We start from the raw sequence: 24,598 nt of genomic DNA, 5'->3' as shown, positions 1-24,598 counted from the left end.
GACATATTACAAAGGAATCAATTCTGGGTAATATTGCAACAGTTGATCGCTACTAAGTTCATCGCCCAACTGTGCCGGTGAGAAATGTACTTGGATTGCCTTTAATTTATGTTTATAGTGCAAATTTATCAATGCTTTCAATCCTTCCTTGAGCGCCTGAACGTTAGAAAGATCGGTTTCCAAATCTGGTACTTCTCCTTCATAAGCTACTGTAATCATCACAATGACGTTGCGGGTAACAGGTATGGATAAAGGTTCATTCGATCCATTGGAAGCGTAATCTGGTTCGCTAAGATATCTTTCAGCAGAGTCAGTAAATAATTCATTTACGTAATCTCCCGCTTCGCCCTCATTAAAAAATACGTCACCTTCGTTAGCAGCAGAAAGCCAATATTCATCGTATTGCAGCAGGGTTTGGCTGATTTCTACCAATCCTTCTCCTAAAACTTCTAAATCGCCATCGGCATCGATCGCATCTCGTCCAGCACTATTTAATACTCCCAAAATTGGCGCTACTTCACCTCCCCCTAAGTGCAGAAATAGACGAAACACTACATAGCGAGTTCGACCGATCATTTTATTAAAAATATTGCTCATTTTTTCCTCCAAAATTTTTGTTTTTTGTCATTTGTCATTGGTCACTTGTACTGAGCGTTCGCGTAGCGTCTCGAAGAGAAGCCGAAGTATTGGTCATTTGTCATTAGTTCAATCCCCAATGTCTCATAACTAATGATTAATATAATGAAATCCTTTAACAAAATCTATAATAATATCTAATGAAGGTAATATATTTTTTGTTGAATCACTGGATATATCATAAGCTGAAGCATTAAGAGCAGAGCGATTAATAAATCTTTTTCCAAAGTTGGGATGATCGTAAACAATCAAAGTGTGGGCACTGGAATTCGTTAAAACTATTTGGGCTGGGGCTTTACAAAAATTTAGTTTTGCGGCAACTTCGATATTTTTTTTCATCTGTTTAATTGTTGTAGCCTGATTCATAGCTTGTTCAAAAAGAGTATTTAATTGTTTGACTATCTGAGGCGATTTTAAGTTTTGGTTTGCAACAACTTTATTGTTAATTATTTCCACTATACTGGAAATATTTTTTTGGGTAGATGCCGCATCTAGAAAGGGAAGAATGACAATGTAAGCAGTGGGAAATAATGCTTCGTCGCTATCTACATGAAAGGTAAAAATAGTTCGGCGACGGCCACTTTCAATGCTTGGAGGTTGTTTCAGCCCTCGATATTCTTGAGCAATTTGGTAGTAAGCACCAGCGATCGCAAAATTGGCTTCATGTTCTAGAGCTGCATCAACAATAATCCGAATTGTTGGCGGTGTTTCGTTAAAAAAATCTCGTGACTCTTCAGAATGGAAATTTTGGACAATGGAGCGATCGCCATTTGGGCTAAGATCGACCCATTCACAAACTATGCCTTCGGTTTTTAAACCAAATCTGGAAGTGGCATAAAGCTTGGCTCCCGTTAAAGTTGCTCCTGTTAAGTCAGCACCGATCCATTCTGCTCTAATTAATTTTGCCTGAGTTAAATTAGCGTGGACTAAACTTGTATTTGTTAAATTGGCATTGCTTAAATCTGCGCCAATTAAATCAGCCCCGCTCAATTTTGCGCCGCTTAAATCTGCCCACCGGAGATTTGCGCTGCTCAAATCTGCCCACCGGAGATTTGCACCACTCAAATCAGCCCCGCTCAAGTTAGCATGGCTGAGATTGGCTTGTCTGAGTTCGGCATCTCGCAAATTTGCACCGCTCAAGTCAGAACGACTCAGGTCACTGGCGTTTAAGTTAGCTATCTCCAAGTTGGCTCCAGTTAAAGAAGCACCTCTCAAGATCGCCTCACTTAAGTTAGCGTGACGGAGATTCGCTTGGCGCAGTGTCGCTTCTCGCAAATCAGCACTGGTGAGATCGGCCTCCAACAAGTCAGCACGACTGAGGGTCAGCGCGAACTAATTCGGTGCGGATTAATGAGGCTCCTCTAAGTTGAGCGCGACTTAGATCCGCTCGAATCAAATTAGCGACGTTGAGACTGGCGTTATTGAGGATAGCGCTGCATAAATTCGCACCACTCAGTCTGGCTACATTCAGCTTGACATTGCTCAAGTTAGCTTCACTCAGATTCGCGCCACTCAGGTTGACTATACTCAAATTAGCATCGCTCAGATTTACGCCACTGAGTTTAACTCCACTCAGATTGGCTTCTGGGAGGTCAACACCACTAAAGTTTAAGACTCCTGCTGCGTATTGTTCCAGTAATTCCTCTACAGTCATCGATGCTACCCCTTGGATGCCAACTTTAATAGTTGGTAAAGTCATAAAAAACGAATGTCAAAATCAAAAATGAATATTGGAATTTTAGGATTGGGACTGATTGGCGGATCTTTGGGTTTTGATTTGCGATCGCAAGGACATCATATCTTAGGAGTTAGTCGCCGTGAAGCAACCTGTCAAAAGGCAGTTACCTTGGGCAGTGTTGATGAAGCATCAGTCGATCTGAGCCTATTAGCAGCCGCAGAAGTTGTATTTATTTGTACACCTCTAGCCCTTATTGTGCCCCAATTTGAACAGTTAATCGCTCATTTGCCTACGGCTACAGTCGTCACTGATGTCGGTTCGGCGAAAGCACAGATAGTTAAGGATATTACTCCCCTTTGGGATAATTTTATCGGCGGTCATCCAATGGCGGGCAGAACAGATAGTGGGATAGAAGCTGCACAGCGAGATTTATTTGTTGATAAACCTTATGTCTTAACACCGATAACGACAACACCAACTAATGCAATTACAGTCGTAGAAGAAATTGTGCGATCGCTCGGAGCTAATATCTATTTTTGTCAACCAGAGCAACACGACCGCGCTGTGAGTTGGATTTCCCATTTACCGGTGATGGTTAGTTCTTCGTTGATTGCTGCTTGTTTGAGCGAAACTGACCCCGATGTTTTGCAATTAGCCCAAAAGTTAGCTAGTTCGGGTTTTCGGGATACTAGTCGTGTGGGTGGTGGGAATCCAGAATTGGGCGTGATGATGGCGCGGTATAATCGTCAAGCATTGCTGCGATCGCTGCAACAATATCGTCAAAACCTCGATGAATTGACTAATTTAATTGAGCAAGAAAATTGGGCAGTTTTAGAGGAAAAGTTCAAATCAAGGCAACAGGCACGACCTGATTTTGTTTAATAGTTGTCGGGTGCGTTCAGCTATCGATAACGTACCCATTTTTTAATTTAAACCTCGTCTACCTTGAAAACCGTAGTTTTGTAGGTTGGGTGCAGCGATAGCGTAACCCAACATAAAATTTGGTGGTAATGTTGGGTTGCGTTTCACTCCACCCAACCTACAAAAGTATATTTTTTAAAAAACTCTAGGTTTCAACATAGATGAGGTTTAGTAAGTTAATTGATAAACAGAATTCAGAATTCAGAATTCAGGAGTCAGAATCAATCAGGAAACTTTAGTTATAAGTTGGTCAGCGATAGCCAAGCTGTCATAGTAGAAAATCTTCATGTATTAGGCATGGTACGCAATCATAAATTGGCGAAATCAATATCTGATGCAGGATGGGGAACATTCACCAACTTTTTAGCCTACAAGCTAGAACGCGGAGGTGGAAAGTTGGTTGAGATTGATAGATGATTCCCCAGTTCTAAGCTTTGCTCTAATTGTTTCTATCAAATCGGTGAGATATTATTGGATGTCCGTGAATGGACTTGTCCTCATTGCAAAACTCATCACGATCGTGATGCGAACGCAGCCGTAAATATTAGAGCAGAGGGTATCAGAATGCTTGCCCTGAGCGCAGCCGAAGGGATAAAGGCGGAAGGTTCAGCCGTCTCTGCTGTAGAAGGGGAGGTAAGACCAAAATTAGGGCGAAAGTCCAAGTTGCGGCACTCCCCCGTGATTACAGAAGCCAACACTGTACTTGGTACTCCAAGTCAGTGTGAGTAGTTCACAAATGCTACTCAACAGTCTGATAGTCACCAAACCGATGTACCATACAGATAAATTTACAAAAATCAACAATGGTAGAACGTCCAATCAAGAAATCGGAACGTCAGGCTCAAGCAAACACTGACAGCAATTCCGAAAATTCGGATTCTGTAACTCCGATTGAATCCAACCCCAAAAGCTCAAAACCGAGCCGCGAACGCTCATCTGACAAAGGGAAAAAAGCATCATCTAGGGATGAAAGCAGACCACCGGTAAATCCGGCACTAGCGCGTGGCCCAAAACCGGTTAAACCTCCAACCCCCAAAGTTAAAACAGAAGAACTTGAAACCGAATCAGAATCTATCTCTGAGGAGTCTCAAGACTAAAATTACAAGTGTTGTTGTGTGTGATGTGGGAGGCTATAAGCATATTAAAGATTGAGATTTCTGACTCCGAAGGCAGCGATCGCGCCCCCCATCACCATTAGATTATTTTTAGCGATCGCGTCTCTCATAGAGTTCCTGTATGTCAAATGCGCGAATGGGTAGGTGTACAAATTTCACACCCTCAAAAAATTGCTTCTATCTCAATACCAGCAAGCATTTCACGCCACTCATTACCAAATTATCATCCGCGCAATCTCTGAAATGCTTACAAAAACTAGGATATCAGCCTTTAACTTTTCCCGGCACTCTTCCCAAAGGAATTCTCTAATGCTATGATTGCTCCAGAATCGCGCAACCGCACCTTGAAAACTAAATATAGCTTGGCTTTCAGGCTCCCGCTATTGCAATTCATCAAAATCCCTATTAGGGATTGAAACTGGCTATTTAGAAAGGTATATCATCATCATCCCAGGATTGCAATTCATCAAAATCCCTATTAGGGATTGAAACCTCATTTTTTCTTAGAGGAAAGTACTGAGTGCAAATTGCAATTCATCAAAATCCCTATTAGGGATTGAAACTCAGAAATCGATGGTTACTGCTGCGATATCCTCAAATTGCAATTCATCAAAATCCCTATTAGGGATTGAAACACATCTATTCCTGCTGAGTGGCTATATTCGGCTTATTGCAATTCATCAAAATCCCTATTAGGGATTGAAACAAATGCAATTGGAAAGAGTCAGAGTTTATTTCAGAATTGCAATTCATCAAAATCCCTATTAGGGATTGAAACACTCACCATTGCATCTCGCACCGATCGCGCCCTGAATTGCAATTCATCAAAATCCCTATTAGGGATTGAAACTCAATGCCACTTCTGATGATATAAGTTTCATCGGCATTGCAATTCATCAAAATCCCTATTAGGGATTGAAACAAAACAAGGTGCTTCAGAAATCTGGAGTTGAAGTATTGCAATTCATCAAAATCCCTATTAGGGATTGAAACATATCAAATACAGTATCCTCTCCATCTATTACTCCATTGCAATTCATCAAAATCCCTATTAGGGATTGAAACTCAACTCCAGTGCTTTTTGACCCTAACGAAATCACATTGCAATTCATCAAAATCCCTATTAGGGATTGAAACGAGAAAGAAGTTTGCACCTGGAACTAGCTGGCATAAATTGCAATTCATCAAAATCCCTATTAGGGATTGAAACGTACCGAACGCGAGCTTTTTTCCCTAAATCACCCATTGCAATTCATCAAAATCCCTATTAGGGATTGAAACTCTAGAACTACAAGATGGTCGAGTATTCCGAACTTTGAATTGCAATTCATCAAAATCCCTATTAGGGATTGAAACCCAACGATTTATGTAAATGGAGAAGCACCGGGACCTGGGGAATTGCAATTCATCAAAATCCCTATTAGGGATTGAAACTTCAAGATACTGGGCTTGCACCATCGCATCTATCATTGCAATTCATCAAAATCCCTATTAGGGATTGAAACTTGACATGAGCGCCATTGACGGATGTAGGCGATCGCATTGCAATTCATCAAAATCCCTATTAGGGATTGAAACGGATCTGTGCTTCCTCCACCACTATTACCGCCACTGATTGCAATTCATCAAAATCCCTATTAGGGATTGAAACAAGTTTTTTAAACGGCGGCAATATTTACCTAAAAATTGCAATTCATCAAAATCCCTATTAGGGATTGAAACTGAACTGATATAAAGCTTCAAGTGTGCCTCTGCTATTGCAATTCATCAAAATCCCTATTAGGGATTGAAACAGTTTATCCCTTTGGGCGAGGGTAAGGTGCAGGAATTGCAATTCATCAAAATCCCTATTAGGGATTGAAACGTGTAATTACGACGTATATAAAAACAAGGATAAGATTGCAATTCATCAAAATCCCTATTAGGGATTGAAACATAGCAAAGGGAAGATTTACTATACAACATGGCAAATTGCAATTCATCAAAATCCCTATTAGGGAAGCTGAAACCCCATATAGGTTTTAGCATTAGCGTTGCTAAAACCCTCTTCCCTCCTGCCTCCTGCTTCATCCCAACGACAAATATTTACACGCACCTACTGATTACTGTTCTTCGCCTTTTTCTTGAAGGAGCGATCGCCAATCTTCAATCGCCTTTTCCGTCCACAGCCAATTTTTAGTTAATTTATCTACCTGGAAATTTTCTGGATCGGACTTGAGAACCGTTTGGCGCAATTTGATCGCTTCATTCAAATATTGCGTCTGCTTACCATTAGATTGACTAAGTGCAGATTTATACAGTCCAAGAGCTAAACCAGCATAAGAAGTTAAAGCATCTTGAGGAACTGCTGTGTTTTGGGATGTTGATTTTGTGTTCTGTTCTTTGAGAGCTAAATTCAAAGCCTTGAACCAAGAATCATTGGCGCGATTCAGATTGCCTTCTGTGTAGTAGGCAAATCCCAAAGCGTTATTATACAAAAGCGATTCGGGTTTAGCTTTGGCAGCAGTTTCCCAATAACGACGGGCATCATCGACGCTATAATTATTGTCTCCAGTTTGGATAGACTGCCACGCCAATCGTCCCTTGTAAAAATTCACAGATGGATCGTCAGCTTGTTTACTGGGAATTAGTTTTAAGGAAGTTCCAGCCGCAGCCAGTGCGCCCCGATTCAGTAGTTCTTCTACAGCCAATAACCCACCTTGCAAGTCACCCTGACTCAATTTTTCCGTAGCAGTAGCGGTGACAATTCCAGTTGCTTCTATTCCTAAATCGATGTTCGGCTGCTTTTGAATCGGTCGAGAATCAGGTAAAGACTGGGCGGGAATTTCTGGTATTTTAGGCAATGCTTGGGGGCGATTTTGCCACCAATTTAAACCGATCGCAGCTGCGATCGCACTAATTCCCACAACACCCACAATCGGCCACAGTTTGCGGCGACGAGTACGATTTCTTGGCGGGGGTGGTTGCGATTGCGAAAAATTAGAATTTTGCCAATTTTCTTCAAGGTTTCCAGGAGTTGCAGGTGGCGGTGGGGGAACTTCTCCCCACAAATCTGCTGACTCTTCTGAAGAAGTCATTTCCTCTGAAATCTGGCTTTGGTGAAGACTATTTTCGCTAATTTGTCGATCCGGTTCAGTTGCAGGTTTTTGGTTATCTAGCTGACGAAATAAATCCGAAACGATCGCAGAATCTTCTTCATAGCTTGGGTCATCATACTCAATTTCATCAACCAGATCGCCCCAAGTCTCTTCACCCAGCCAGTCCAACCCAGAATCCCGCGTTAAACCACTAGGAATCATATCTTCCATTCCTAAAGGCATCTCGCTATCATCAGGCATACCAGGGTACATCATGGAAGTTACCCCTAAAGGCGAACTATACTGATTCAGCGAATCTGTACTTGTAGATACCTCAGTTTCCTGACTTAAAAAACCGTCAAATTCTGGCTGGAGATATAAAATCGGTAATGCCCAATACATCTGGTGAGAACCATAAGCCGAAATTAATCCTTGGCGCACCCGACTTACACACAAATCTACTGGATATCCCTGACTTAAATTGCGGTAAAACAATTGTGTGAGCGTCAACGCCACTTCATCAGGAATCCGTTCTGACATCGCCAAAACGCTTCTAATTCCGCGCTTCACCAGACTTTCTGCTAAGTTTCGTTCGCCAGTATCTCCAGAGGGATTAGACGCTGCTGTGTAAGCGCCCAAGCAGGAATTAAACACTGCCATTTGGATATTATTGTTGACGAGCAAACCTGCCAAATCGTCCCCAGTTAAGATTTCCGTTAAGCCAGTTCTGCGACTAACAAGATAAATTTCTCCGCCATTTGCGCCTAAGTTACTATGACCAGAGTAATGGAGAACGTGGTATCTGCCTTGTTCTAGGGCTTGCGTCAGTTCTTCCCGTCCTGGTTGGTCTAAGACAGTGAGTTCAATTTCTGGGAAACGATTGCGACTTTCACCAAGTCGTGACGTTTGACGGTGAAGTTCCGCTTGCAGTTTAATTGCTTCTTGTTTCTGTAAGTCAAGACGGACTTGATCTGAGGGAGAAGCAATTACCATCAAAACTCTGACACCACCTTGTTCTGGTGGTGTGGGCATATTTTGGGATCGCAAAGGAGAAGCCCCCAAAATTCCACTTTGGAAGCGAGAAAAAGCCACATAAGGCCCAGTAGCCAAAGGGCGATCGCCTGCGTGCATCACTTCCCAAGGCAAACGAGCTAATCTAGTGTCTTTTAGCCCCAAGCGTAAGCGTAGTACTTGTTGATGGTTCTGAGCAATACCTTGGGCAGTAATCCAACTATCTCTGAGAGTGCCTTGAAATAGGGCGTTATAAAATTGTTGACCCAACGCCACCAAATTCACAGAGTTTCTGGCGATATCGCTTTCATGTCCGCCAGAGGTAAATGGATCTCCTTGCAACACTGAATTCAACGGGTCATTCATCAAATGCCCAGCAGCCATCAACCAATCAGCTATAGGCCAAGTCACCAATTCTTCTGCCAATGGTACCCCAGGCGCGACTTGTTCCGTCCGCACCAAGTAGTCATTTTGCCCTACTGGGGTTACGGAAATATGGAATTCCTGGGTCACAACTTCTCCTGTCCCGCCTCCTAAATCTGGTTTGAAACGCGAAAGTTTCAAGTCGATTTTTCGCTTTCTCTGATAATTTAGATGCATCCTGCCCCTGAATGTTTCTGATTCGGTGTCGTTTTGGTTTTTCTGCCTTTACAACTTTATCCGGATCGGATTACCTGGGTCTAGAACACTTAATTGGTAGATGCACCTTGATCTTCAACTCCCCTAGTTGGCTAACACCCACTGGGGGTTTTTTTATTTTTGGCAAACAACAGCAACTTCTGACGCAGATATTCTCTACCAGAAAATAGTGCTTAATCCTAGAATACTTGATTAATAGATGGATGTCCCTCGATCTTTAACTCCCCTCATTGAGTTAATATCCACTTTGGTTTTTTTGACACACGATAACAATCAATTTTCTCATAAATTTATCCGGAGCATGGTGGTTAAACCTAGAACATTTAAGTGGTAGATGCACCCTGATAACTAGCTCCCCTGGTTGGCTAACGCCCACTGGGGGGTTTTTTTATGAAAATTCAGTCCTATTGATTAACCCTGAAACACCCATTTTGTAAAGCAGCGCACCGATCGTTTAATTGGTAGGTCTGTCCTGATAACTAACCCTTTTGAAGTTTCTCTTCCATCGACAAACAGTAACAACTTCAACCTCTGCTAATTTATCCGGTAGCGACCCATTTATTTTAGAAAAGATTATTGGTAGATTCACCCTGATAACTTACTCCCCTGGTTGGTTAACACCCACTGGGGGTTTTTTCTAGTTGCGTCACCGATAGCGATCGCAAATGCCTCTGGTAGAAAAATCTGCGCGAGTCTTTTACTCTCAGAGATGCTACATGTAGCTTGCTTCTCCATGAGGTACGAGCTTTACAGCCCATCGTCGTAGACATCGCTTCTGATTTCGCTCATTTTTCCCGGAAGATGCTATCTGCCCTTAGAAAAGATTATTGGTAGATGCACCCTGATAACTCACTCTCCTAGTAGGTTAACACCCACTGGGGGTTTTTTTATTAAAAAAAATAACTGACCCTGATAACTCAACTCCCTTGATAGGTTAACACCCACTGGGGGTTTTTTCTAGTTGCGTTCCCAATAGCGATCGCAAATGCCTCTGGTAGAAAAATCTGCGCGAGTCTTTTCCTCTCAGAGATGCTACGCGTAACTTGCTTTTCCATAGAGGTACGAGCTTTACAGCCCATCGTCGTAGACATCGCCTCTGATTTCGTTCATTTTTCCCGGAAGATGCTATCTGCCCCTAGAAAAGATTATTGGTAGATGCACCCTGATAACTCACTCTCCTAGTAGGTTAACACCCACTGGGAGTTTTTTTTATTAAAAAAAAATAACTGACCCTGATAACTCAACTCCCTTGATAGGTTAACACCCACTGGGGATTTTTTCTAGTTGCGTTCCCAATAGCGATCGCAAATGCCTCTGGTAGAAAAATCTGCGCGAGTCTTTTCCTCTCAGAGATGCTACATATAGGTTGCTTCTCCATGAGGTACGAACGTTACAGCCCGTTATAGACATCACCATTAACTCTAATTGAGTTCATTTTTCCCGGAAGATGCTGGATGCCCCTAGAAAAGATTATTGGTAGATGCACCCTGATAACTCACTCCCCTAGTAGGTTAACACCCACTGGGGGTTTTTTATTTAAAAAATAACTAACCTTTGTGCAAATTTATCCGGAGTATGGTCTTCAACCTGAGAACACTTAATTGGTAGATGCACCCTGATAACTAACTCCCCTAGTAGGTTAACACCCACTGGGGGTTTTTTTACCCCAGACGCGTAGCAGTGAGCCATACAACCAGAGTAAATCACTATCACTAGTCTTGTTGCTACTGCTGGTAGACCTTGAGTCTCCTCCTGTTGCCAGGATAGAGCATAACTTACTCACTCAATCCCTGAATCGCTTTCTTTTTATTGTGAGCTAGAGACGCCACTCCAAAATGATTGCTATGATATTTAATCACATTCTTAATTTTTTTTATATATTTTGACCGATATTCCTTGATGGTACAAGCCCCTAGATTTATCTATAGGGTCAATCCAAAATCCAAAACTTGTACTGAGCTTGTCCTGAGCGTAGTCGTACCCCTCCGGGGAAGCAAGCTACGCGTAGCGTCTCCGACAGGAGAAGGGCGAAGTCGAAGTATCTAAAATCCAAAATTGTCTGACGAGTTCCCTTTTAACTTTCACTATTTGTCTGCCTCAGCACCCACTAACAGACTAAATATCAGGCTACCGTTAACAGCACCCCTGAAGCAATTGAAAACTGCTAGAAGTTCCAATTTTTTAGCTGGTTGGGATTAGACGCTAATTGTGTGGTAAACAGGCGGTCTAAAATTTCTGATTTCTGTTCTGAACTGAAGTTGTCATAAAAATTTTCCAGCTTCTCAACTATTCCGAAATTTCTGAAAGCCTCTAAATTAGAATCTGGTTTTTCAATTAAAGGTTTTTGTCTATTCTGGGAATAACTAAGTATATCTACTGTATGATTATTCCTTCGATGCACAAGCTGCATCAATAAATCTATTGCAACAGTTGGCAGAACGCGGTAGGTAGAAGTCACAAAAAAATCAAAAGTCATATTTCCTAGACGGATGCGATCGCCGTCTTTGAGCTTAATCGGCCTAACAGCGCGATTACCGTTCACAAAGGAGCCATTGGTACTGTTGAAATCAATTAAGTAGAAGCCTTGCTGGTCAATATGCTGAATAGCAGCGTGGCGACGAGACAGATGATTGTCAGCAATACAAATACCACTGGTGCGATTACGACCTATCGTCCAGATTTGTTGTGGCTGTCGTAAACTCTGAGTCTCATTATCGCCCAAGTTAGTCATCAGATAAACAGCAACACTATCCACTACACCATGTACGTAACCTGTCGTCTTGACTCTCCTCAACGACGGTTGAGATAGGTTTTCTAGCTGAAGAATTTCATCTAGAAGGCTGCTGTGGTGTTCGTACAACTTGAGGAATACTTGATATAAAGTTAATCGCCGTTCTATTTCCGTTTGTGCAAAGTCAGTCATTATACGTGAACCTTATACTACCTGATTTCGCGTGTAATATACATTTCCAGCCGACAATCAGGAATAATTGATTTTTTGCTTTTTGCTGCCATCTGAAAAATTTAGTGGTTTAGAAACATGCTATTTTACAAATTTTAAGTGTGAGATTCTCTGTTATTTATAGCCATCAAAAGCATGTAAATACCTTTATAAAATTATTATGATGCTTTATGGTTTATTGTAAATAATCATTTGTTATTTGTAACAGATAAAAATCATAAAGATTTCATGAAGAATTGACAACCATCTACGTATTTTTGCTAGATAGTCGGATATTTCTTAATATTCGTGAGAGTGATGGCTATGGCTTAACTGAAACATTATACATATTTGGTCAATTTTGAATAAATCTAAGTTTTATTGAAAAGAATCAGGGCTAATTTTCCCATATATAAGAAAAGTTCAGCATTGTGATTTCGATCGAACAAGTGTTTGAAAATTGTTAATAAAAATGGAGAACTGAAAAGCAGGGAGGTTGAGGCTATTCTGCTAATCGAAAATAATTGATTTCAATAAAAAAGATTCATCCTTCAAGATAATCTAGAACCTAATATCGGAGAATATTCGCATAGAAATACGACGGCAAAACAGACTATTCCCGAGGAATCAGGAAACTCCATTCGTCTAAAGATTGGGTAGTTCACACTTTCAAATCACAACAGGCCTCGTTTGCCATTGGGACGCACGGTCATCCAATTTGTTTTTGCTAGTGCTAGCTGCTCATCAGAAATTTTGGCACTGGTGAGATTAGCACCACACAGATTAGCTCCTCGGAGGTTCGCATTGCTGAGATAAGCATTGCTAAGGTCTGCGCCTCGCAGGTCTGCTCCTTCTAAATCAGCATGGTTAAAGTATGCTTTGCTCAAATTAGCATCTTTAAGATTTGCTCGAGTCAGACTGGCTCTGCCAAAGTCACTATTGTGAAGATTAGCTCCCTGAAGATTGGTTTTTTGCAATTGAGCAGAATGGAAATTTGTTTGAGATAAATCAGCACCTTGCAGATTTAGCAAATTTAAATTGTGTAAGGCAAAATCTCGTCTTCCCTTCAGATAAGCTGTCAATAAACCTTGGGTATCTAACTTTCGCCCAACTTTAGAATTTTGACTTTGTGAACCATTGCTGTTGCTACTGAAAGTCGTTGATTTGGCCATCCCAGAACCCTGGTGTAATCCTGCAGCTTCCGCTGCCTTGGCTCGTCTAGCACGAATCGCTGCCGCTACCTGTGCCACTCCAGTGTTGGTACCAGCAGGATTGTTACATAAAACAGCAGAATTTTCCAGGTGGTTATGTGTTCGCTCTTTAGATCGATTATCAGATTTAGTCAGCAAACCCTTTGCTAAACTATCTAAGTATGGTTCTATTTCCAATGCTCTGAGAACTTCTGCCGCTGACTGATAGCGATTACGTACAGACACCTCTAACATTTTTCGCAACACATTGCCCAAGTGATCGCTCACTTGCACAAGCTGCTCCCACATCATCTCGCCAGTGTTGGGATTGTAATCTAAATCTTTAGGAGTTTTGCTAGTCAGTAAATAAATGCATGTCACACCTAGTGCATAAATATCACTGGCGTAGACTGGACGCATAGCCATTTGCTCTGGAGGTGCAAAACCAGGAGTACCAATAGCATATGCAGTTAATGCTGTCTGTCCTGATGGGCCTGCCGCACTTTGGCTAATTTGGTTTTTGACGGCACCAAAATCGATGAGTACCATTCTGGCATCTTGAGTGCGGCGGATTAAGTTGGCTGGCTTGATATCACGGTGAATCACCTTTTGCTCGTGGATGTATTGCAACAGTGGCAAAATCTCGCTCAAAAATTGCTTAACTCCAGTTTCGCTCAAGATGCCGTTAAGTTTGACCTCCTCTTGCAAGGTGTCACCACTGATATATTCTTGAACTAAGTAGAATTGCTCGCGATCTTCAAAATAGTCTAACAATCTTGGTACTTGGGGATGATTGCCAATCTTACCTAAAGTTTTAGCTTCTCGTTCAAAGAGTTCTCTGGCCATCTGTAAAACGTATGGAGCGCTTCCTGATGGACGTAATTGTTTGATTACGCAACTCGGTTCTCCTGGTAAGCCTCGATCGTTGGCTAGGAAGGTCGCTCCAAAGCCACCCTGACCCTAATGGTTTGATCGTCTGATAGCGATCGCGCAACAGTAGTTGCGAGCCACAAGACTGACACCTTTGGCTATATACCAAATTTTCTGGATTGGAACAGGTAGGATTTAAGCAGTAGCTCATGCACTCTCAACTCGCTGCACGAATAATCACGGGGAGTGTTATACTCTCTTCCAATTATTTAGACATTAATCAACTCTTGCCAGGTAATTTTTGCTGGAAATCCTTTGAAGAGTTCCTAAAGTTTAACTGAGATTACCTAAAGCGATCGCTAAACAAGATTATTTATTATACTTACATTGGTAAAGACTGTGTATGCTACTTTCTACCAATTCCTAATTCCTAATCACGCTTTCTCAAGGCTTGTGGCGTGCATCGTGCTGTTATTCCATTCAGAAAATCAGCTTTAATCTGGTTTTTTGTATGGGAGAACTGGTATTAAAAGGTATTGGAGGGCAGTGCCCAACGCCAGTTACTAATTTGGGGAAACCCCAGACGCTCGCCGACTCGCTTGCCGCCGACGCTATCGCTTTTAGCGTCTCCCCTTCCTCCCAAAGGGAGAAGACCGCACTGGCTACTCTACAGAAATTCGCTGTAGAATTTTGGATGCCCAAATTTGGAGGCAATTTAGAATTATCTCCATTAGTCATTAAGAGATTATTAGCTAGCTTTCATATTCACACTAGTCAGTTGTTCGATAAGTGCAAAAACATCACTGCGGCTGAGTTTCTCTTTACCATTAGCAAGGGCGTCAAGAGTGCCGTTTGCCAGGGTGAAGGGGATTTGACAAAAATCTAAGGCTGGCCCGGTAGGAAGGTCTTTGATATAAGCTTCGGCCAAACCTAGATTGCGTCGGGCATACTCTTGCATATTTTCTGCACTCCAACCTTCTGGGAAGAATTCTACCCCACGCTTCAAATCTTCAGTGTGGTTACGCAAGATATTGACTGCTTGTAAACCCCGCCCAAAACCAATCGCCTGGGTACGGTTTGTTTGTGTTCCATCGTACCAAGTCCACAAGTCAGAAAGTAATAGTCCCACTGCACCTGCAACTCCAAAGGTATAACGATCTAAATCAGATTCTGTATAAATTTTCCAGTTTTTTTCTGACCAATAAGCCATCCGGTCAGCCATTGCAGCAGTGGCATCCCAAATTCGAGGTGCAATGGTGTCTGGTGCTAGCAGTGACCATTCTCTAATCCTCAAAGTGACTTCTTCTAATGAATTCTCATACCCACTAAATCCTGCAAAGAAAGCATCTACCGCAAAGCCATCAACTCCTGCCTGTAATGTCAAGCTAATGGTTCTTAACAGCTTTGCTTTAGTAGCGTTATCTAGTTCGGGATGATCTTCAATTTCATCAATGGCACGCATACACAAATATGCTGATGCTACTGCTTCTTGCAATCCTGGCGGTAAAAGACTAATTGGAATATAAAAAGTTCGGCTAGTTTCTTTGAGGATTTGCAATGCATCTCTACGTAAATTCATGTTTTCACTCCCCACTTGATTTTTGCACCACATGAAGTTTGCAGTTTTTTGATGATACTGGATATAGTTTTGACTAAACTTTAAAAACTATAGACTATAAGATACGCTAGTATTTCATCTAAAAATTGATAGTTTTTGGTATTGCAATTAACAAAACTCTCAAATTTATCAAAGTCTAGTCTAGTATAGAGGTTTTTGGGTGCAAAAGTGTTTGAAGTGTCGTTTGATATAGCTTTCATAAACTTTTAGCATACATATAAAGAATTATGGTAATATTTGGTTGGATATGACGAAATTGTTCTATAAGCAAACATCCATTTTAGCGATTTGAAAGTGCTTGAAGTCTGCGTTAATCTGACTAACAAAATGTAATTCTTGTATATATAAAGACAATTCAGGAAAAGCTGACAACGGATAACAGCATTTGTACATACCTTTGGATGGGTACAATGGTTTACCGAAGATTTAGGGTCAGTTAAATTGGACAACATATAAGGCTGCAATGCCTGAGTTGGACTAAGCCTAATCGATTGGAGTCAGAACCGTCTTGCTGTTTAAAGTGACATAAAGTGACCAAAACTTAGAACAAGAAGTTCCCGTATATTTACGAGATTGGCAAAAGTCGGGAAAATTCCATACCTTTTCCCGACTTTTGCAAGAAGTGGGAATGAGAGGACACCTCCCCATCTGCTCTTAGGAAGGGGAGATGCCGTAGGCATTGGGGTTCTTTCGCGTATTCATCAAGAATCGGTGTTATAGTCTAGATTATGTTTACAAACAAACCGAACAGTTTGTAAAAAATTAAAAAAATATAGAAGTATTCCTAATTATTAAATTTTCTGAATCTCTTGTTGATACTGTAAATATTTTTTATGTAATTCCTCTGGAATGGGAATAAGACGATTATTTTGCAAACTGACAAAACCACCCTTCTGACTAGCCACTGCTGCTAACTCATTGTTAGATAAAATTTCAGCTTGCACAGTCCACTTTAAGCGTCCTAAACCACTCAGCCATAAACGTCCAATCACTCGATCGATAATCTTTATTGGACGTTTATATTCAATTTCAGTCCCAGCTAGAATTGGTGTATATCCTAGCTCAATTTGTTGATTGAGTTGCCAATGTTCATCTAAAAACTTTAGACGTAAATCCTCTAGCCATCTGATATACACGATATTACTCACAATTCCCATAAAATCAATGTCGTATGTTTTGACAGGAATTGCTAATACTACTTCTAATGGTCTGTGTAAGTTGTTATTTACTAGCATTATTTCTCTTGATATTTTTTAATACTGCTTGGTCTGTTCAATTAAAGAGAAGTTTTTAAGTATTGATTCAAGTGATTAATTACCCTATGGATATGAATTGAATCTCCATAAAGCTTGCTGATCATTATGCCTCCTTCCAGTGTTGCGATTATGATGGTAGCGATTTCATCAGCACTCACTTCCGGGCGAATTTCACCCTTTTTAATTCCTTTTTCAATAATTCGACAAATTAGATGTAGCCAAGAGTTCATCGCTTGTTGAGCACGTTGTCGCAACGCCGGATGAGCATCATCACTTTCCACAGCAGTATTCAGCAGTGGACACCCGCCCTTGATTGGTGGATTTTCTGCGAAGCTACTAAACACCCCAATGATTGCTTGCAGACGTTCTACTGCGTGGTGTTTGCTTCGTAATGCAAATCTAGTATGCTGCTTAATGCGAGCGATCGCAAAATCAAAAGCCTGTAGTGCGAGATCGTCTTTGCTTTGGAAGTGATTGTAAATTCCTCCTTTCTGCAATCCAGTTACACGCATAATGTCTGACATCGATGAACCTGCATACCCCTGTTGATTAAACAGTTCGGCTGCTTGCTCAAGAATTCTAGTTTTTGTTTCTTCGCCTTTGGACATTACAGCGATTTTGATAGTAGGGAGTGAGGAGTTTATTGAATTGAAAATTGCTGTAAATAAAATATTACCGACCGAATGGTTTGATTTAAACTATCATGATAGTTGCTTGTAAGTCAAGATTTTTTCAACACTGAGTAAAGAACTAGGCATTAGACCTGCCTTGAAAATAAGGCAGGAGGCAGTGTTTCGACTCCCAACTCTTGGAAAGGCTGCACAACTCTTGGAGACGCTCTTGCTAGCTTGCTTCCACGAAGTGGTACGACTACGCTCTGTTACTACGCCAACGACTACCAAGAGGGCTAGTCGCTCAACAACCAGGCAGTTCTTGCTGGAGGAAAAGTTTGCCAATGCAGACTTCACCTGGTTATAGACGCCGTTAGTTTTGATGCTACCCCACCATAATTAATCAGGATTTTGGCGCGATCGGGAATTTCAGCAGCAATGTTGGCGATTTGACCTTTGCCAAACAGGATTTTGACTGGATTGCAAAAAACAAAGTTTTCCATGAGTCATTAAACTAGGGAATCGAAATTGACCTTGAGTATTGTAATCACTTTCAGGATATTGCCTAATTGCAGCATAAATGCGATATATCGCGTCTCTACAAAGTTTGATATTATCCCTATGCTTACTAACTTGTAGGTAAATTTTTGAGCAACCAGTCCGTAGGGAGTTTGACTGACTGCGGTGTATTATCCAGATAATTGAGCAATATACAACGCGAATACGCTAGACGTTTAATCATACTTCCGAGTAAAATACGGTAAGTGCATCGCCTTACGTGGTTTTATATGTAAAACTGTAGAAAAACCTAGTTAGAAGTTGAGTTTCGCAGAGCGACTGACCAATAAGCAGTTATCAAATTCTGTTTGAGCTAAATGCCAGTTGTCATGCTTACAAAAACTTCCAGACAGGTTTTAAGTTGTCCAGGAATCATTGAGAAACACAATAACTTGTCATAACTAGCTCTGTCTACCACTGGGCTATAGTTTGGCTGAGTTGCTGCTCTCTAACTGCTCGTAATTAAGTCAGTGAACAGTTATCAAGGCTTCGTTTGGGGATCTAATCAACCCTTACCGACGCTGCTCACTTATAGAAGTGGGAGATTCAACAGGACTTTGATAACTGATAACTAATTGTTGAAACCCCTGAAGAGTATGCACTATTTATTACTACCGTTCTTAAGCTTTTTTGTTGGTATCATCGTTGGTTTGACGGGTATTGGTGGAGCGTCTCTCATCACCCCAATGTTAATTTTTATTTTTCAGGTTCCGCCTTCTATCGCTGTGAGTTCTGATGTTGTGGCCGCCACCTTAATGAAAATTGTTGGTAGCGTCAAGCATTGGGAACAGAAAACCCTCGACACAGAAGTTGTCAAATGGCTGACCTTTGGAAGTGTTCCAGGCTCATTGTTCGGAGTAGGGATTTTGCACTTCATTAAACATACAGGTGAGTATAGCCTGGATAATATCTTGCTCCGTTTGCTTGGCGGGATGATTTTGCTAGTCACATTGTTAGCACTAGTGCAATTGTTGTTATTGACTTTTTTCCCCAAATTTAATTTACCCGAACTGCCAAAGTTAGACTTAGAAACTAACTTTGGTCGATTTATGACAGTTACTTTAGGAGCAATTTTAGGCTGTCTGGTGGGTCTAACTAGCGTCTCCTCAGGTTCGATGTTTGCCCTAGTACTGATTGGGTTTTTCCGCCTTGACGCCCGGAAGTTAGTGGGTACAGATATTTCACACGCAGCGATTTTACTGCTGTTTACAGCCCTTGGTCATCTCAGCCTGGGAACAGTTGATTGGAGTTTGGTACTGCCTATATGGTTAGGCTCTGTGCCTGGGGTGTTACTAGGTGCTAAAATCTGCCAAGTAGCTCCGCAACGGCCACTACGGTTTATTATTTACGCCATTTTAATGATGGTAAGTTGGAAATTAGTTCATCAAGTGTAACCAACTTGAGATTTTCAATTCCAAATCCAACATCCAACATTGATTAACTTCTTACCCAAAGAGTAGAGTGAATGTACCTCGCTCATACATAATCAACAGACCCCCAAGCCAATTAACACAAAAGGTACGGCAGCTTTACCGTAGCGACTTAAAATATTAGCAATGGTAGGTTGACGGCTTAAAAAATAAGCGATCGCACACCAAACTCCTACCATGATAAAAAATATACCTAAAATTACTCCCAAACTGGTAAGGTTATGACCAGCGAACAAAGGGATATATATACTAATATTGTCACCACCATTAGCGATCGTTACTGCTGCCACTTTATAGGTTTGGGGGTGCAAAATACTCAAAATAAAAGACAATACCGGGTTAGTAGGTGTAGGCTCTATAAAATCACTACTGACTGTCTGAACTGTTATAGTTTCTTCTTTTCTAGATATCAATTGTTGAATACCAATTGCTATTGGTAGTAGTCCTAACAATCCTATCCATTCTCGCTGTACAACCAATCCACCAAAAAATCCTGGTAAGCTAGCGATGATAATGGCTGTAAAACCCAAATATTGACCGAGTAAGATATGCCGCCGCCGAAAATTAGCATCTACTTGTGAAAAAAATATTAACAAGATAATGATGTCATCTATGTTAGTGGCGATGAAGGCAATTATCCCTTCACTGAAGGCTGTCCCTAGCTGACTCATGCTGGATTTTTAGAATCTACGATTTACCACCATACCAAATTCACTAATTCGTAATTCGTAATTATTGACAAATACTCGCGCATCATTATCAATCACGAATTATTTTAACCTTCTGGTACAACTTAGATTTAAAATGACACAGTAATTATTACTGACTCCTCAATTCTTCTTGATTTTAAAATATGAACGAGTTAGTTACTGCAATTACTACAGGGGCAATCGCATTCATTGCTACTAATATTGATGATATTGTCATTCTATTATTATTTTTTTCTCAAATAAATGCTAACTTTCGCCCCCGGCATATAGTTGCTGGCCAGTTTCTCGGTTTTACAGTTCTGTTAATCCTTAGCCTTTCGGGTTTATTTGGGGGATTAGTTTTATCAAAAAACTGGATTGGATTACTTGGTTTACTACCAATGTCCATAGGTATCAGTAGCTTAGTCAATCAGGAAGAAGATTCATCAAAAAAAGTTGTAGCTGCAACAGAAAAAGCTGAAACATCAACGATTACTAGCTTTTTTTCTCCCCAAGCTTATAGTGTGGCTGCTGTTACAATTGCCAATGGAAGCGATAATATTAGTGTTTATATACCTTTATTTGCTAGCTGCAACTTAGAGAGCTTTTTGGTAATTATCGGATTATTTTTTCTCTTGTTAGGAGTTTGGTGCTACGTTGCATATAAATTAATTAACAACAGAGTTATAGCTGAAGTATTTACTCACTACATTAACAATCTAGTACCTTTTGTTCTTATCGGATTAGGCGCTTTTATTGTATTAAAAAGTGAAGCTTTAAGTCCAATAAAGCTAGCTGCTAGTAGTATCTGTTTGATTATTTTGGTGAAAAATAATGAAAGTAATGATAAAATTGGCGGAAATTCTAGTAAATGAATGTAACTAGTACGACGGACGTGGCGAAAATCTCCGAAAGGATTGATGTTTGAAAAAATTTCTGTTTCTGTATCAGCTAACGGCTGTGCGTACACAGTAGAACAGCAGGAGAGTGTGCTGAAGCAATCGCAATATTCCAAAAGAACAGAAGATTAGGCGATCGTTATTGTTAATCAGATGCTCCAGCGTGTATTAATAAACATTGTCTTTGTTCTTGATTAACTATCAAAAATGTAAATCCCCAGATAATAAAATCCCACAGTTCGTCATCGATATCAAAGGCTGGATTATATTGAAAAACTCTCGCATTCTGGTAATCAATACACTCATTGACATTCCGCCAAAAACTTGTAATCAGATTGCGCTTTTTAGATTTTTCAACGTTTTTGAATCCGTCAGATGGGTTGATGCGTGCAATAAAAGTATTAATTCTGGTAGTCAGCACTGTGGAAGCATGATAACACTCACACATGGTAGCCAGTTCTGGCTTTGCTCCTGGATAAGCCAATTGGATTAATCTTTGCATTTCTAAATCTGGCGTTGCTTCTTGAGAAGTTTTTTGAATGGCTAGTTTGTCCAATGTTTGAGGCTCTAAATCACCATCCTCAAGCTTTATTCCCTTCGCACTGAACCAGATGACATAGTTGCCACCTTGTAGGCAACAACTCATAGCTTCCATGTATCCATTTAACCTACCCAGTTCTGGTGTATTCTGTATTATCATACTGTTATTGGTTTTGAACGGCTCGAACTTCTCTGTGCCTCCAGTCCAGTATAGTTGCCTTCTTGTACTAAGGAATCAGGATTAAATAACTCCCCAAACTGTAAAGAAGGGCGGATTTGACTATCTAATTAACAGTTGCGCGACTATATCGAGGAAACCCGCCCCTATCTAATCCTGGAACTTGTTTAATTCACGATTCTAAGTTGCCTCATTAAGAGTCTTATCCTGAGAATTCTTACCATAAGGAATCAAACTTTACTCAACCACTCATTCTCCTCTGGATCTTTGAACAGTGAGGTGCTGAGGTAACGTTCGCCGAAGCTAGGCTGTACCATGACGATGAGGCGACCCTGCATTTTCTGGTCGTTGTGCCACTTGAATAGCCGCGTATAAAGCAGCGCCAGTCGAAATCCCCGATAGTAATCCTTCTTCTTTTGCTAGGCGACGGCTGTAAGCGATCGCTTGCTCATCTGCTACCTGAATCACTTCATCTACCAGTTCGGAACGGTAAATTGCTGGGACAAATCCCGCGCCGATACCTTGAATTTTGTGAGGTCCTGATTTACCGCCTGCTAATACCGGACTGTTGCTGGGTTCAACTGCGATCGCTTGAAAACTCGGCTTCCGTTTTTTAATAACTTCTGAAACTCCTGTAATCGTCCCACCAGTACCCACTCCCGCCACGAGAATATCTACCTCTCCATCGGTATCATTCCAAATTTCTTCGGCTGTGGTTTCGGCGTGAACTTTCGGATTAGCAGGGTTGCGGAACTGCTGCAACATATAAGCATTGGGCGTTTTAGCTACAAGCTGTTCTGCATGAGCGATCGCTCCTCGCATACCTTCTACCCCTGGCGTTAACTCTAATTGAGCGCCATAAGCTTTGAGCATGGATCGTCTTTCGTGGCTCATTGTGTCAGGCATCGTTAGAATGAGATGGTAGCTCTTGGCAGCTGCCACCATCGCTAGCGCAATTCCTGTATTTCCAGAAGTCGGCTCTACTAAAACAGTTTTTCCGGGGTGAATCAAGCCTGCTTCTTCTGCCACTTCCACCATACTCGCGCCAATCCGGTCTTTCACAGAAGATGCTGGATTCATGCTTTCTAGCTTCACCACAATCCGAGCAACCGCTCCTGAAGCTTGGGGAATCTTGTTTAATTGAACTAGAGGAGTTCGGCCGATTAACTCTGTGATATCTTTCGCTATCCGCATGTGGGTACTCCGTCGTGTCTAAATATAATACATTGGACTCTGCTGGGCGCGAGTTTCTCTTTCCTCGCACAAGTCTTGGAGTGTATAACGACCCAAAACTTCTATTGAGGCAGCGTTAGCTTGCTCCCAAACTTCATAAACCAGAGTCTTTTCTAGAGTCGGAGAGTTAGAGGTATCTTTCTCTTTCCGCTCGCCTTCAACCAAAGTGACAATTTCAAGTATTGTAATCTGCCAAGGTTCCCGAACTAAAACGAAACCTCCTTTAGAGCCGCGTTGACTCTGCACCACACCAGCACGCCGGAGGTTAGTCAAAATTTGTTCCAGATAGCGCTCAGGTATGGGTTGCTTGGCAACGATCTCGCTCATGGTTAAAGGAAGTTTTTGTCCGTGGTGGCTTGCTAGTTCTAAGAGTGCCAGCAGCGCGTATTCCACTTTGGAAGACAGATCCAAGAGAGCGTAGTTTTGGCTATTCAAGACTGTACTCAATATACTACGGTGAATTGAGGGACTTATCGCAGTTTATGCGAAATTAATTTTTTTCAACTGTGGAATGTGATAGCATCCCACTTATTACCCACAAAAACACTATAATCTATCGACTTACCGTAGATTTAGATATTACACAATTCCCAATATAAGGACTCGACCTTTTTCTGGGAGTCATCCTGAGTTTCTGTTTTCAGAGCCTCACCCATCAATAGAAATCTCAACAGAGTATGCTACTAACTGATTTGCAAACCATTTTTGAGCGTGATCCAGCAGCCCGTAACTGGCTAGAAGTATTGTTTTGTTACCCTGGACTCCAAGCTCTAGTGTTTCATCGATTGGCGCACTGGCTGTATAAAATTGGAATTCCTTTCATACCAAGATTCATCTCTCATCTTAGTAGGTTTTTAACCGGAATTGAAATCCATCCTGGGGCATTAATTGGCCAGGGAGTGTTTATTGACCACGGTATGGGAGTTGTGATTGGCGAGACTGCGATCGTGGGGGATTATGCCCTGATTTATCAAGGTGTCACCCTTGGCGGGACTGGGAAAGAAAGTGGCAAACGCCATCCAACTTTAGGTTCTCATGTGGTTGTGGGAGCAGGTGCGAAGGTATTGGGAAACATTCAAATTGGCGATCGCGTCCGTATCGGAGCCGGTTCAGTGGTGCTACGAGATGTTCCCAGTAACACTACAGTAGTTGGGATTCCAGGGCGTGTGACTCGTCAGAACAACTCATCTACCAATATTCTGGATCATGATAAAGTCCGCGACGTAGAAGCTGAAGTCATCCGTGCTTTATTTGAACGCGTCAAGTCTCTAGAGAAACAGTTCGAGGAGTTGGAACAATCAAGTTTGTCCCCAACTGAGCTTGGCGACGAATTAACTGACAACCCTAAGAGCAAAAATTCTGATGGGATGATTGAAGATTTTCTTGATGGTGCAGGAATTTAAGTGAGGGAATGGGGCATTGGGCATTGGGCATTGGGCATTGGGCATTGGGCATTGGGAAGAGACAAAAAAGACAAGAAAGAAGGGGAGACTTGGGAGAGATTTTCA

15 protein-coding genes, 6 pseudogenes and 1 CRISPR repeat array are annotated in these 24,598 nt (G+C 41.4%); of the genes and pseudogenes, 6 read left to right on the top strand and 15 right to left on the bottom strand.

Annotated features, from left to right (window positions below; all coding sequences use genetic code 11):
* Positions 1-6 precede the first annotated feature (6 nt).
* Complete coding sequence (locus tag NSTCB13_RS14900; RefSeq protein ID WP_445627891.1) at positions 7-597, bottom strand: DUF1517 domain-containing protein; 591 nt, start codon at positions 595-597, stop codon at positions 7-9.
* Between the two features lie 129 nt (positions 598-726).
* Positions 727-2,290, bottom strand: a pseudogene (locus NSTCB13_RS14895) (pentapeptide repeat-containing protein).
* A 69-nt stretch (positions 2,291-2,359) separates the two neighbouring features.
* On the opposite strand from NSTCB13_RS14895, the gene NSTCB13_RS14890 reads away from it, so the two are divergent.
* From NSTCB13_RS14890 to NSTCB13_RS14880, 3 genes and pseudogenes are all read left to right on the top strand, one after another.
* Positions 2,360-3,196, top strand: coding sequence for a prephenate/arogenate dehydrogenase (locus NSTCB13_RS14890; protein ID WP_448272822.1), 837 nt, complete (start codon positions 2,360-2,362; stop codon positions 3,194-3,196).
* Positions 3,197-3,469: 273 nt separating this feature from the next.
* Positions 3,470-3,964 (top strand): annotated as a pseudogene (locus tag NSTCB13_RS14885) (RNA-guided endonuclease TnpB family protein); the annotation flags it as partial.
* A 74-nt stretch (positions 3,965-4,038) separates the two neighbouring features.
* Entirely contained in the window at positions 4,039-4,332 is a 294-nt protein-coding gene (locus NSTCB13_RS14880; protein ID WP_445627892.1) for a hypothetical protein, read from the top strand.
* A 400-nt stretch (positions 4,333-4,732) separates the two neighbouring features.
* Positions 4,733-6,357: a CRISPR direct-repeat array (repeat unit 37 nt; unit sequence ATTGCAATTCATCAAAATCCCTATTAGGGATTGAAAC).
* A 95-nt stretch (positions 6,358-6,452) separates the two neighbouring features.
* Here the strand turns inward: NSTCB13_RS14880 and hetF are convergent.
* The 9 genes and pseudogenes from hetF to NSTCB13_RS14835 all read right to left on the bottom strand — a co-directional run.
* Positions 6,453-8,951, bottom strand: a complete 2,499-nt coding sequence (gene hetF / locus NSTCB13_RS14875) for a cell division protein HetF (protein ID WP_448273208.1) — start codon at positions 8,949-8,951, stop codon at positions 6,453-6,455.
* Positions 8,952-9,691: 740 nt separating this feature from the next.
* On the bottom strand, positions 9,692-9,847 hold the full coding sequence (locus NSTCB13_RS14870) for a hypothetical protein (protein ID WP_448272821.1): 156 nt from the start codon (positions 9,845-9,847) through the stop codon (positions 9,692-9,694).
* Between the two features lie 147 nt (positions 9,848-9,994).
* Entirely contained in the window at positions 9,995-10,168 is a 174-nt protein-coding gene (locus tag NSTCB13_RS14865; protein WP_448272820.1) for a hypothetical protein, read from the bottom strand.
* 1,073 nt (positions 10,169-11,241) lie between these two features.
* Entirely contained in the window at positions 11,242-12,000 is a 759-nt protein-coding gene (locus tag NSTCB13_RS14860; protein WP_445627895.1) for an FHA domain-containing protein, read from the bottom strand.
* Positions 12,001-12,692: 692 nt separating this feature from the next.
* Positions 12,693-14,289, bottom strand: a pseudogene (locus tag NSTCB13_RS14855) (protein kinase domain-containing protein).
* Positions 14,290-14,826: 537 nt separating this feature from the next.
* Positions 14,827-15,657: a squalene/phytoene synthase family protein gene (locus NSTCB13_RS14850; protein ID WP_445627897.1), complete on the bottom strand. Its 831-nt coding sequence runs from the start codon at positions 15,655-15,657 to the stop codon at positions 14,827-14,829.
* A gap of 830 nt (positions 15,658-16,487) precedes the next feature.
* Positions 16,488-16,931 (bottom strand): acyl-CoA thioesterase, encoded by a 444-nt coding sequence (locus NSTCB13_RS14845; protein ID WP_445627898.1) that lies wholly within the window; start codon positions 16,929-16,931, stop codon positions 16,488-16,490.
* 41 nt (positions 16,932-16,972) lie between these two features.
* Positions 16,973-17,560, bottom strand: a complete 588-nt coding sequence (locus NSTCB13_RS14840; RefSeq protein ID WP_445627899.1) for a TetR family transcriptional regulator C-terminal domain-containing protein — start codon at positions 17,558-17,560, stop codon at positions 16,973-16,975.
* Positions 17,561-17,902: 342 nt separating this feature from the next.
* Positions 17,903-18,066 (bottom strand): annotated as a pseudogene (locus NSTCB13_RS14835) (NADH-dependent alcohol dehydrogenase); the annotation flags it as partial.
* A gap of 651 nt (positions 18,067-18,717) precedes the next feature.
* Here NSTCB13_RS14835 and NSTCB13_RS14830 point away from each other — a divergent pair.
* A complete protein-coding gene (locus NSTCB13_RS14830; protein ID WP_445627900.1) occupies positions 18,718-19,515 on the top strand; it encodes a sulfite exporter TauE/SafE family protein in 798 nt (265 codons plus the stop codon).
* 51 nt (positions 19,516-19,566) lie between these two features.
* On the opposite strand, the pseudogene NSTCB13_RS14825 reads toward NSTCB13_RS14830, so the two are convergent.
* Positions 19,567-20,222 (bottom strand): annotated as a pseudogene (locus NSTCB13_RS14825) (cadmium resistance transporter).
* A gap of 182 nt (positions 20,223-20,404) precedes the next feature.
* Between NSTCB13_RS14825 and NSTCB13_RS14820 the strand changes: the two are divergent.
* Positions 20,405-21,115 (top strand): cadmium resistance transporter, encoded by a 711-nt coding sequence (locus NSTCB13_RS14820; protein WP_445627902.1) that lies wholly within the window; start codon positions 20,405-20,407, stop codon positions 21,113-21,115.
* A gap of 169 nt (positions 21,116-21,284) precedes the next feature.
* On the opposite strand, the gene NSTCB13_RS14815 is transcribed toward NSTCB13_RS14820, so the two are convergent.
* The 3 genes and pseudogenes from NSTCB13_RS14815 to NSTCB13_RS14805 all read right to left on the bottom strand — a co-directional run bounded on the left by NSTCB13_RS14815 (position 21,285) and on the right by NSTCB13_RS14805 (position 23,552).
* The gene (locus tag NSTCB13_RS14815; RefSeq protein ID WP_445627903.1) at positions 21,285-21,839 is read right to left on the bottom strand and encodes a hypothetical protein; all 555 of its coding nucleotides are present in this window, start codon (positions 21,837-21,839) and stop codon (positions 21,285-21,287) included.
* A gap of 248 nt (positions 21,840-22,087) precedes the next feature.
* Positions 22,088-23,051: pseudogene (cysK, locus tag NSTCB13_RS14810) on the bottom strand (cysteine synthase A).
* A gap of 18 nt (positions 23,052-23,069) precedes the next feature.
* Positions 23,070-23,552, bottom strand: a complete 483-nt coding sequence (locus NSTCB13_RS14805) for an RrF2 family transcriptional regulator (RefSeq protein ID WP_445632191.1) — start codon at positions 23,550-23,552, stop codon at positions 23,070-23,072.
* Between the two features lie 215 nt (positions 23,553-23,767).
* On the opposite strand from NSTCB13_RS14805, the gene cysE reads away from it, so the two are divergent.
* Positions 23,768-24,493 (top strand): serine O-acetyltransferase, encoded by a 726-nt coding sequence (gene cysE, locus NSTCB13_RS14800; protein WP_445627905.1) that lies wholly within the window; start codon positions 23,768-23,770, stop codon positions 24,491-24,493.
* Positions 24,494-24,598: the final 105 nt, after the last annotated feature.

It is taken from the genome of Nostoc sp. DSM 114160, from assembly GCF_053470305.1.
Note: the sequence above shows the minus strand (reverse complement) of the source record. Positions and strands in the feature narration are given on the sequence as shown.

Coding starts and splice junctions, on each gene's coding strand:
- NSTCB13_RS14900 (WP_445627891.1), bottom strand. CDS start 597: ATGAGCAATATTTTTAATAAAATGATCGGTCGAACTCGCTATGTAGTG.
- NSTCB13_RS14890 (WP_448272822.1), top strand. CDS start 2,360: ATGAATATTGGAATTTTAGGATTGGGACTGATTGGCGGATCTTTGGGT.
- NSTCB13_RS14880 (WP_445627892.1), top strand. CDS start 4,039: ATGGTAGAACGTCCAATCAAGAAATCGGAACGTCAGGCTCAAGCAAAC.
- NSTCB13_RS14870 (WP_448272821.1), bottom strand. CDS start 9,847: ATGTCTACGACGATGGGCTGTAAAGCTCGTACCTCATGGAGAAGCAAG.
- NSTCB13_RS14865 (WP_448272820.1), bottom strand. CDS start 10,168: ATGTCTACGACGATGGGCTGTAAAGCTCGTACCTCTATGGAAAAGCAA.
- NSTCB13_RS14860 (WP_445627895.1), bottom strand. CDS start 12,000: ATGACTGACTTTGCACAAACGGAAATAGAACGGCGATTAACTTTATAT.
- NSTCB13_RS14850 (WP_445627897.1), bottom strand. CDS start 15,657: ATGAATTTACGTAGAGATGCATTGCAAATCCTCAAAGAAACTAGCCGA.
- NSTCB13_RS14845 (WP_445627898.1), bottom strand. CDS start 16,931: ATGCTAGTAAATAACAACTTACACAGACCATTAGAAGTAGTATTAGCA.
- NSTCB13_RS14840 (WP_445627899.1), bottom strand. CDS start 17,560: ATGTCCAAAGGCGAAGAAACAAAAACTAGAATTCTTGAGCAAGCAGCC.
- NSTCB13_RS14830 (WP_445627900.1), top strand. CDS start 18,718: ATGCACTATTTATTACTACCGTTCTTAAGCTTTTTTGTTGGTATCATC.
- NSTCB13_RS14820 (WP_445627902.1), top strand. CDS start 20,405: ATGAACGAGTTAGTTACTGCAATTACTACAGGGGCAATCGCATTCATT.
- NSTCB13_RS14815 (WP_445627903.1), bottom strand. CDS start 21,839: ATGATAATACAGAATACACCAGAACTGGGTAGGTTAAATGGATACATG.
- cysE (WP_445627905.1), top strand. CDS start 23,768: ATGCTACTAACTGATTTGCAAACCATTTTTGAGCGTGATCCAGCAGCC.